General features: G+C 62.6%; 9 protein-coding genes. 5 read left to right on the top strand and 4 right to left on the bottom strand.

What is annotated here, in order from left to right; translation table 11 throughout:
• The first annotated feature begins 311 nt into the window (after window positions 1–311).
• The 3 genes from VG320_RS00070 to VG320_RS00060 are packed head-to-tail and all read left to right on the top strand — an operon-like array spanning window position 312 to window position 2,943.
• A complete protein-coding gene (locus VG320_RS00070; protein WP_327198150.1) occupies window positions 312–1,484 on the top strand; it encodes a sensor histidine kinase in 1,173 nt (390 codons plus the stop codon).
• Window positions 1,456–2,142 carry a response regulator gene (locus tag VG320_RS00065; protein ID WP_327198149.1) on the top strand — a complete coding sequence of 229 codons (687 nt, stop codon included), beginning with the start codon at window positions 1,456–1,458 and terminating at the stop codon, window positions 2,140–2,142. The genes VG320_RS00070 and VG320_RS00065 overlap by 29 nt, the downstream gene beginning before the upstream one ends.
• Before the next feature lie 48 nt (window positions 2,143–2,190).
• Window positions 2,191–2,943 (top strand): PAS domain-containing protein, encoded by a 753-nt coding sequence (locus VG320_RS00060; RefSeq protein ID WP_327198148.1) that lies wholly within the window; start codon window positions 2,191–2,193, stop codon window positions 2,941–2,943.
• Window positions 2,944–3,019: 76 nt separating this feature from the next.
• Here VG320_RS00060 and VG320_RS00055 read toward each other — a convergent pair whose 3' ends face one another.
• Together VG320_RS00055 and VG320_RS00050 are read right to left on the bottom strand one after the other, a co-directional pair.
• Window positions 3,020–4,720 (bottom strand): APC family permease, encoded by a 1,701-nt coding sequence (locus tag VG320_RS00055; protein ID WP_327198147.1) that lies wholly within the window; start codon window positions 4,718–4,720, stop codon window positions 3,020–3,022.
• Between the two features lie 225 nt (window positions 4,721–4,945).
• Complete coding sequence (locus VG320_RS00050) at window positions 4,946–5,362, bottom strand: hypothetical protein (RefSeq protein WP_327198146.1); 417 nt, start codon at window positions 5,360–5,362, stop codon at window positions 4,946–4,948.
• A gap of 138 nt (window positions 5,363–5,500) precedes the next feature.
• Between VG320_RS00050 and VG320_RS00045 the strand changes: the two genes are divergently transcribed.
• Together VG320_RS00045 and cls are read left to right on the top strand one after the other, a co-directional pair.
• A complete protein-coding gene (locus VG320_RS00045) occupies window positions 5,501–6,658 on the top strand; it encodes a glycosyltransferase family 9 protein (RefSeq protein WP_327198145.1) in 1,158 nt (385 codons plus the stop codon).
• Window positions 6,659–6,804: 146 nt separating this feature from the next.
• Complete coding sequence (gene cls / locus VG320_RS00040) at window positions 6,805–8,076, top strand: cardiolipin synthase (protein WP_327198144.1); 1,272 nt, start codon at window positions 6,805–6,807, stop codon at window positions 8,074–8,076.
• Here cls and VG320_RS00035 read toward each other — a convergent pair.
• Both VG320_RS00035 and VG320_RS00030 read right to left on the bottom strand, forming a co-directional pair.
• On the bottom strand, window positions 8,019–9,068 hold the full coding sequence (locus VG320_RS00035; RefSeq protein WP_327198151.1) for an alpha/beta hydrolase: 1,050 nt from the start codon (window positions 9,066–9,068) through the stop codon (window positions 8,019–8,021). The two genes, cls and VG320_RS00035, sit on opposite strands and share 58 nt — an antisense overlap.
• Window positions 9,069–9,123: 55 nt before the next feature.
• A partial coding sequence (locus VG320_RS00030; protein ID WP_327198143.1) for an AraC family transcriptional regulator occupies window positions 9,124–9,443 on the bottom strand: 320 nt, incomplete at its 5' end.

Genomic DNA, 9,443 nt, shown 5'->3' with positions numbered 1-9,443 from the left:
GCGGCGCGCTGGGCGCAGGCTGCGCGGCGGCAGGCGCGGATGGAGCGGGCGGTTGCAGAACGTGGGTCATGGGCGGCTCGGCTCAAAACAGTGCATAGGGGCGGCTTCGGTGCCTGGCTCATGCGTCATCGCGGGGCATTGGCATGGACTCGACAGAAGCCGCACAACGTTTCTTTCTGTGCAACATCGTTTCCTGCCAGTAATCGACGCTCAATCCTGAAGAGGAGGTACGCCTTTGGAGGTAGGGCGCGGTGAAATGCACGGCGGCATGGACCTTGCTTGATTGGCGGCATTTACTTCGGACAGGATTCATGTCGGCCAGACGCGAATTCGGGCAGCTTGATACGACGGGCACGCACGGCGCTGCGCGCGTGCGCGACGCGTTGCTCGATTGCGTCGCCGCGCTGGTCGCTGGCACGCCGTGGCGCGAGGCCACGCACGCCTTGCTCGCGCGCATCGAAGCCGATGTGCCGGGCGCGCGTGCGCGGCTTTACGACAGCGCGCAAGTCCCGCCGGATCACGCCGATGCTGCCTGCCGCGCCAGGCCTGTAGCGGGCGCGCAAACCGTCTGCGCGCTCAATACGGCGGCGGTGCACGCAAAGGCCGTCAAGCAGGCCGCGCGCGTTTGCAGCGCCTGCCACGCTCATGGCCGCCATCGCATCGTCGCGCCGATGGGCAGGCACAGCGAGCGCGCGCTCATGCTCGATCTCGTCGTGCGTCACGGCGACGATCTTGCGCAGGCCCAGGCGCTCTCGCTGGCGGATGCACTAGGCGCCGCCGCGCACCTGCTCGAAGGACTGCGCGAGGGGCACGGCGACTTCGCGGGCGGTGAGCGCGACGCCGCGCGCGCCCTCACGCGCGAGTTGCACGACTCGGTCGCGCAGCAGCTCGGCCTGATCTCGTTCGTGGTGAGCCAGATTCAACAGCAGATGCGCCGCTCCGAGGTATCGGAAGCGCTGGTGGGCGAATTGCGCGCGCTGGTCACGCGTTTGCAGCGTCAGGTGCGCGAGCTGATTACGTCGGCGCGTCTCACGCATGACGGCCGGTCGTTGCGGCAGACGCTCGCTGCTTCGGTCGAGGAATTCGCGCGGCGCTCGAACGTCGTGTTCGAAATCGACAATCGGGTGCCCGCGCTCGCGCTTGCGCCCGAGGTCGAACTGCATGTGCTACAGATCGTGCGCGAGTCGCTTTCCAACGTGGTGCGCCATTCGCATGCGCGTCACGCATGGATCGAGCTGGCGGTGCATGCGCGCGGCGTGCTGCGCGTCGGCGTGACCGACGACGGGGTGGGTCTTGCCGCCGTGGTGCCCGACACGGGCCATTACGGCCTGAGCATCCTGCGCGAGCGCGCGCAGGCGATTGGCGCGCAGATCGATATCGAAAGCGTTGGGGAGGCGGGCGGCACGCGCATCCGCCTGATCGTCCCCGGCGTTCAATTCGACGAGGAGCCCCCGGGTGAATCCCACCACGCTGCTGCTGATTGACGATCACCCGCTGTTTCGCCGGGGCCTTGCCGACTACTTCAACGCCAGCGGCGAGTTCGTCGTGGTCGGTGAGGCGTCCAGCGGGCGTCAGGGCATCAAGCTCGCCGGAGAGTTGCACCCGGCGATGGTGCTGATCGATCTGCATATGCCGGGGCTCGGCGGGCTGGCCGTGCTCGACGAAATGCGCCAGCTCGGCATGGATTGCCGCAAGGTGGTGCTGACCGCGTCGATGGATCGAAGCGAATTGCTCGCGGCGCTGCGTCTGGGCGCCGATGGCTACATGCTCAAGGAGACCGAGCCGGATGTGCTGCTCAGCTACGTGCGCAACTGCGCGGGCGGCATGGTGGCGCTCGACGAAGGCGTACGCGATCTGCTCGCCGACGCGCAAGCGGACGATGAGCCGGAGTCTGTTGCGGCGGCTGCGCACTCGCAGGTGCCCGAACTCGCGCCATCGCGCCGCGCCGCGTTGACTGGGCGCGAGTCGCAAACGCTCACGCTCATCGCACAAGGCATGAGCAACAAGCTGATCGCGCGCCAGCTCGGCATCAGTGAGGGCACGGTGAAGGTGTACGTGAAGAATCTGCTGCGCAAGCTCGACGTGCGCTCGCGCCTGGAACTGGCGGCGAGCGTGCATCGCGACGCGCTCGCACGCAATTAGTTTGGATCGCTAACAAAGAATTCGGGAAGCACTCCAGCAGGAAGAACTATGGCATCGCTCGCAGACGGTTTTGACGATATTGGCGTGGCAACGGGACTGGACGCGTTCCCCGTGCCGCTGCTGACGCTCGACATGAATGGCATCGTGCTGGGCGCCAATGTGGCGTGGGTGCGCGCGATGGCAGGGGCGCGACGTGGTGTGTCGTTCGCGCGCAATGTCCATCCGGAAGATCGCGCGCACTGGCAGACGCTGCTGCGAGCCGCAAGCATAGCCGGCGATGGGGAGGCGCGCGCGCGTCTGCGCCTCGTCCATCCTTGTGGCGATCTGCGCTGGTTCGACTGTACGGTGGCGCGCGCGGGCGCGGGGTATTGCGTGGCGCTCGCCGACGCCACCCTTTCGCAACGGCGCGAGGCTGCACTGGAGGCGCGCCTGCGCGGCGCATTGGGCCTGGTCGACGGTATGCCGGGTTTGCTCTATCGCGGACGTAACAACCGCTCATGGACCATGGAGATAGTCAGCGCGGGCTGCAAGGCGCTCACAGGTTACGCGCAGGAATGGTTTATCGACAGCCACGAACACAGCTTCAGTCAGTTGATCCTGCCGGAGTACGCCGATTACGTCTGGTTCGGCGTGCAGGAGGCGCTGGTGGCGCGCGCGGCGTTCGATTTGCGCTACCGGATTCGCGCCGCGGACGGGCGCGTGAAACCGGTGCTCGAAAAGGGTGTGGGCATTTATTCCGAGGGCGGCGAAGTGCTGGGCATCGAAGGGGCGATCTTCGAGATGGGCGAGGGTTCGCTTTAAGGCCAGTAAAAGACAGGGGCCGCGCGATTGACTCGCGCGGCCCCTGTTTCACGGATTCGCTGCCGTGTTTGCCGCGCTACGGCGCGACCCAGTGCGTCGCGCACACCACGACGATGCCCAGCACGATCGCCCCATAGGGCAGCCAGCCGGCACGCCGCTCGGGTGCCTTGAGAGCGGCAGGCGATGCGAGGTCCATGTCGTTGAGCATCGCGTCCGGGAAACGTCCCTTGTCGGTCACGTAGTGTCGCCACATAAACACCGGCACGATCAGCGCCGCGAACACCACGCCGGACACCAGCGTGCCCTTGCCCCAGACATCGGCGCCGAGTCCCATCAAGGCAAGATTGACGAAGGACAGCAAGGTGCCCAGCGCCAGCACCCAACGCGGGGCACGAAATGGCCGCGTCCAGTTGCTGCGGTCCAGACGATGAATCCAGGCAGCGTTGAGATTGAGAAAATTGAAGATGATGTAGCCGACGTTCGACATCGCGAGCACGACCACGTAATCGGACATCATCAGCAGGAACAGGTTGAAAGCGAGATCGGTCCACATCGCCCGCGTGGGCGCGCCGTTTTCGTTCACGTGCGAGAGGTACTTCGGCAGCCAGCCATCGACGGAAGCCTGGTACAGCGTGCGCGACGAACCGGCCATCGACGTCATGATCGCCAGCACGAGCGCGAACGCGAGCATGGGCTTCAAGATGAACGCGCCCCAGGTGCCGGTGTGAAGGATCTGCGCCATGGCTTCGGCCACGCCCATGCCGCTGTAGATGCCCGGCGACAGGATGCCGTCGTAGACGGCCGCCTGCGTGACGTTGCCGGCGGCATCCTTGATTTCAGGCGTGACGAGTTGCCCCAGGCCGAGGGCGCCCTGGAAGGCCAGCGGCACCATCGTGAAGAACACGAGGCAAAGCAGGCCGGAGTAGAGAATGGCTTTCACGGTGTCGCGGCGCGGATCGCGAAATTCGCGCGTGTAGCAGACGGCGGTTTCGAAGCCGTAAGTGGACCACGCGGCGATAAACAGCCCACCGGCCATCAACTGGATGCCGCTGAGATCCCATGCGCCGTCGATCACATGCCCGGCCGCGTCCTTTGCGAGCGGGTAGAGCGGCAGCAGATGGGCGCGCGGCAGGTCGCCGGTAAGGATCGGATAAAGGCCCACGAGTAGCAGCGGCAATAGCGCGGAAATGGCCAGAATCATCTGCAGCCGGGCGGCCTGAAGAATGCCGCGATGCTGGACCGCAAAGGTGGCGAGCAGGATCACCGCGCCGATGATGAAGGTGGCGTTGATACGCAGAGTCAGCCCGCTGGCGAGCCAGCCCAGATCGACGAGGGTGATCTGCCACGTGTTGATCGCGGCGCTGGCGGGAAACAGCATGCTGAGCACGTAGCCTGCGCCCAGCCCCGAGCCGATCGCCAGCACGGGCGACCAGGCGAACCAGTTGCACCACACCGACAGCGGCGCGAGCAGTTTGCTGTATCGCACCCAGGCGATCGCGCCGTAGACCGATGCGCCGCCCGATTTATGAGGGAACAGCCCGGCGATTTCCGCATACGAAAACGACTGGATCAGACCGAAGCAGATCGACACGGCCCAGATGATCCACGACGGCTTGCCGACCGTCGCGGCGATCGAGCCGATGGAAAACAGCACCAGCGCGGGCACGCCGCTCGCCACCCAGAATGCACCGGCCCAGCCGATCTTGCGATGCAGCCCGCTGGACTCGTCCGGCTCGACGCCGTATAGATCGGCGCTCTGTTCATTGATTGAACTCATCTTGTTCTCCATGGACACGGCATTTGCCTGCCACGAGACGATGGCCAAACAATAAATGCACATCAACCGCTTTGAAGAGGTACCTCCTCTACGGGGCTGGGACTTCAGTCGCCGTCAGTGGATGCAGTCACATCGCCGACAACGACCTTTCTCAATCCCTTGCTTAGCGCGGTGACATGTTTGACACCATTCAGGTGCTCGAACTCGCGCTGCGCGTTCTGAGGGCTACGGACGCTTCTTTAACCAGGCGTCCACGGACGGCAGAAAGAGCAGAAGCGTGGCCGTCACATCAAACAGGTACGTGATACCAGGTTTAAAGTCGCCTTCACCACAAACTCCGCGGCAAAGCAGGACCAGTCCAATAATTGCCGATAATATTTTCCCAAGCCTGCCCCAGTTCTTTTGATAGACCATTGCGATAATAAACAGAGCGTCCAGGCTGAACCAGATAGCCAGGGTTGCAATGGCCTCCCGCTGTGCCAGCGGCACATAGCTGTCGCCGCTAAAATCGCGCAAAAGCTGGGGGAATAAATCAAGCGTCTGTTTGAGCCAGACAAAAACATACAGCCCGAGCGCCATGACGAGTGGTAACGGTGCCTCGGCCGCCAGAAGCGGGATCGATGATTTTTCTTTGACAGGCATTGAGCGAGACTCCATCGTTCGAGCATCGACCACAAGTTGTCATAGGCCCGTCAAACTGAATGTTCGCTGTGGCACCGAAAAGCTAAGGTAAGACTAGAGCGTTATACGTAGTTCGTGCGAGCTGGCACAATCCCGGCCATGAGTAGAATTAAAGGCCGGATGCGCATTTTCGCGCGGGCAATACCGAAGCTTATTCTCAAACCGCTGCGTATCCAGCCCGTAGAACCGGCGCGCATACTGCTCGCGCATCATATGCTGCTCGGCGATGGATTATTGCTGACCGCGCTGATTGCCAAAGTACGCCAGCGCTACCCGCATGCGTCGCTGGTGCTGGCGTGCCCGAAGGCAGTGGCGCCACTCTACGCGCGAGGTCCGTTCGATGTAACCGCGCTGGCATTCGATCCACGCGATAGCGAATCGGTTAGGCGCGTGCTGCATTCAGGCCCATACGATCTTGGCATCGTCGCTGGCGACAATCGCTATAGCTGGCTTGCGAGCGCCGCTGGGTGCAAATGGATCGTCGCGCATCAAGGAGGCAAGCCTGCGTGGAAAAACTGGCCTGTCGATCAACTCATTCCTTATCCTGATGCGCCAGCGGCATGGGGCGAAATTGCCGCAGGACTCGTCGAGGGCCACGATCCGCAGCCATATCGCGCCGACCACTGGCCGGCACCACTGGCGAGCGCCGCGCTGCCCACGTCGTTGCGCGAGCGGGAATATGTCGTGTTGCATCCTGGGGCGAGCAGCACCGTCAAACGATGGCCCGTGCAGCGCTGGCGCGAACTTGCGCGACGGGTGGCCGCGCAGGGCTATCAGGTCGTCTGGAGCGGGGGCGCAGGAGAAGTCGCACTTGTCGCCGAAATAGGCCCCGAATCGACGCATTTGAACCTGGCTGGCCGGCTCGAACTTGCCGACCTTTGGCACGTTCTGGCCGGGGCACGCGCGATCGTATGCCCGGACACCGGCATTGCCCATCTGGCGCGTCTCGTCGATGTGCCGACGGTGGCGCTGTTTGGTCCCGGCAACCCGGATATTCACGGAGCGGGCCGCTATTGGCAATACGCGCCATTCGTTGCGCTGGTGGTTGAGGACATGACTTGCCGCGACCAGAACACGATTTTCGGGCGGCCTGTGAGCTGGGCACGACGTTGCAGTCGCAACGAATCTACGTGCCTTGCCTGGCGGAACGGATACGCGGACTGTATGGCAGGACATTCCGTCGATCAGGTGTGTCACGCGCTCGAAAATCTCGGCGTGCTTTCGCGTGCAGATCTGCAGAGCGTCGTCCACGCGTAGTCGTGACGCGCTCCTGAAAGCAGGGCAGGTCAAGGATCGCAAACCTTGACGCGAGGCCAACCTCGACGCAGGGGCAGAAGAGGAACGCTATTTGCGCACTACGGTCCCGCGCTCTGGGCGCATATCTGCTACGCGAGGCCCCGTGCATGCCAACGATTGCCATGATTGTCCTGACGGTCGTCGCGACGCTTATCGTCGTGCTGGTGATCGCCAACCTCACGAGCGGCGAAAAAAAGATCGAGCACAAGATCGACCGGCTCTACGGCAGCGACGATCCGCAATTCAGGCGCTCGATGGGATTGCTGCTCGGGCCGCCGATTGTCGGTGGCAATCGTTTCGAGGTGCTCGTCAATGGCGACCGGATTTTTCCGGCCATGCTGGACGGCGTTCGCGCGGCGCAGCGCACCATCACGTTTGAAACCTTTATTTACTGGTCCGGCGCGATTGGCGAGCAGATCGCGCAGGCGCTTGCGGATCGGGCGCGCGCGGGCGTCGCCGTGCATGTGCTGCTGGACTGGATCGGCTCCTCGAAAATGGACCCGCGTTATCTGCACATGCTGCGCGAAGCGGGCGCGCAGGTGATCCAGTATCACAAGCCGCACTGGACCGGCCTTGGGCGCATGAACGACCGCACCCACCGCAAGCTGCTGGTGATCGACGGGTGCATTGGTTTTACCGGTGGCGTCGGCATCGCGGACGAATGGACCGGGAATGCGCAGGATGAAAAACACTGGCGCGATACGCACTTTCGCCTGGAAGGTCCGGCGGTCGGGCATATGCAGGCGGTATTCATGGACAACTGGGTCAAGGCGACGGGCAACGTGCTGCATGGCCCCCACTATTTTCCGCACGTTCCGGACGCGGGCGACGGGCTCGCGCACATGTTCAGCAGTTCGCCGTCGGGCGGCAGCGATGACATGCAACTGATGTATCTCATGGCAATCACCGCGGCGACGCATTCGATCCAGCTATCGAGTGCCTACTTCGTGCCGGACAAGCTGACGATCAACGCAATCGTCGAAGCCGCGAAGCGCGGCGTCGCCGTACGCATCGTCACGCCTGGCAAGCGTATCGATACGCATACGGTTCGCGAAGCTTCGCGGGCATGCTGGGGTGCGCTGCTCGAGGCTGGCGTCGAGATGTACGAATATCAGCCGACGATGTTCCATTGCAAATTGATGGTCGTTGACGAATATCTGGTATCGGTTGGCTCGACCAACTTCGATAGCCGCTCATTCAAGCTCAACGACGAAGCCAACCTGAATATCTACGATCGCGATTTCGCGCAGCAACAGACGGCGATTTTCGAGCACGATATCGCGAACGCCAGGCGGATTACGCTTGAAGCATGGCGCGGCCGTCAGTTTTCGGAAAAACTGCTGGAACGTATGGCCGCATTGCTTGACTCCCAGCTATAAGCCGGCGCAGACGCTGTGCCGGAACACTGCATCAACCATTCGATTAATGTTTGCTGCGCGCTTGCGCTGGTGAAGATCCCGAAGTGGTTCGTGTCGGCAAGGATCTTGAACAGGCTCGCGGGGGACTCGCGGGCGAACAGCGCCTGCAGACGCTGGGCGTCAACGGCTTCGTCGTGCTCGCCGATGAACACCATCGCTTTGTCAGCCAGTTTGCGCACGTCCGATACGTAGCGGCTACGCGGATGGTAAGACGTGTTGAGGCGGAACGAGTAGGACAGTGTTTCGGTACCGTCCCGGAATCGCGCGGGCTTGTTGAAATCAATCACGGGAAGCGCATTGAAACCGCGAATACCGAAAGCGTTCAGGATGACCAGTCCAATGATCCGGCGCATATGGGGTAGCGCCCAGCCGCTGGCGGAACCTTCCCTGAGGGTCGCCGACGTGGGAATGACCGGACTCGACAGGACGAAACGCGAAACGAGTCGGGCGTGGGGGCCGCCAGCGAAACGGATGACGAAGCCGCCCCCGCTGGAATGCCCTCCGAGGATGACCGGCCCATGGAAACCGTTTCTGCGCAGTTCGGCGATCAAGGCGGCGATATCGTCTTCCAGTTGACCAATATATTCGACATCGCCTCGATGGCGCCCGGACTGGTAGTGGCCTCTCAGATTGGGCAGAGCGACTTTCGCGGCGCCGGCTGCGCTCACCGCGCGGGCCAGTTCATGGTAGGAACGGCCATGATAGGAGGAGCCGTGAATAAAGATCAAAACCTGATCTGCGCAGGAATCGTAGAAGCGCCACGCGAGTTGCTCGCCGTCACCGGCGCAATAGCGCAGAAGCGGCGGTAATGCGCTTTCTGGCGTCGCCTGCAGTGAGGTCAAGCCAAAGACGTCCTTCTCCGCAGGCGCTGGAGGCGGCGCGGTTGCCACCAGCGCGACTGCCACGCAGATAATCAGGACTACTACGCTAATAGAAGCCGCTACTCCGAGCACCAGGGTCAAGGCTGTCTCCTTTAATCAGTTAGCCGTCGCGGCCTGATTCCGTCTTTTACGCCAGCGGAATGTAGATATCGGTCTGCCACTGGTCCTGCGGGGTTTCCGGAAAGACGCTCAGATAGTGGAAGAACATGGGGTGATCTGCCAGTTCTTCGCCACTCGTGGGAAGCCAGTCCCGGTAGATCGGGTAAATCGACTCGCCGATATGGTCGGTGGAACCCATATGCCGGACCACCGCGCATCGATGCCCGGGAATGATGAGTTCGCGGATGCCATAGTCGTTGGGCCGGATCGGTTCGTGAATCTCTCCACAAATATCGAAGCGGAATTCGTCGCCGGGCGTGGTGTCCGGGTTGTTGCGCGGGATGCCGA

Source organism: Paraburkholderia sp. (assembly GCF_035948235.1).
Classification (GTDB): Bacteria; Pseudomonadota; Gammaproteobacteria; order Burkholderiales; family Burkholderiaceae; genus Paraburkholderia.
Note: the sequence above shows the minus strand (reverse complement) of the source record. Positions and strands in the feature narration are given on the sequence as shown.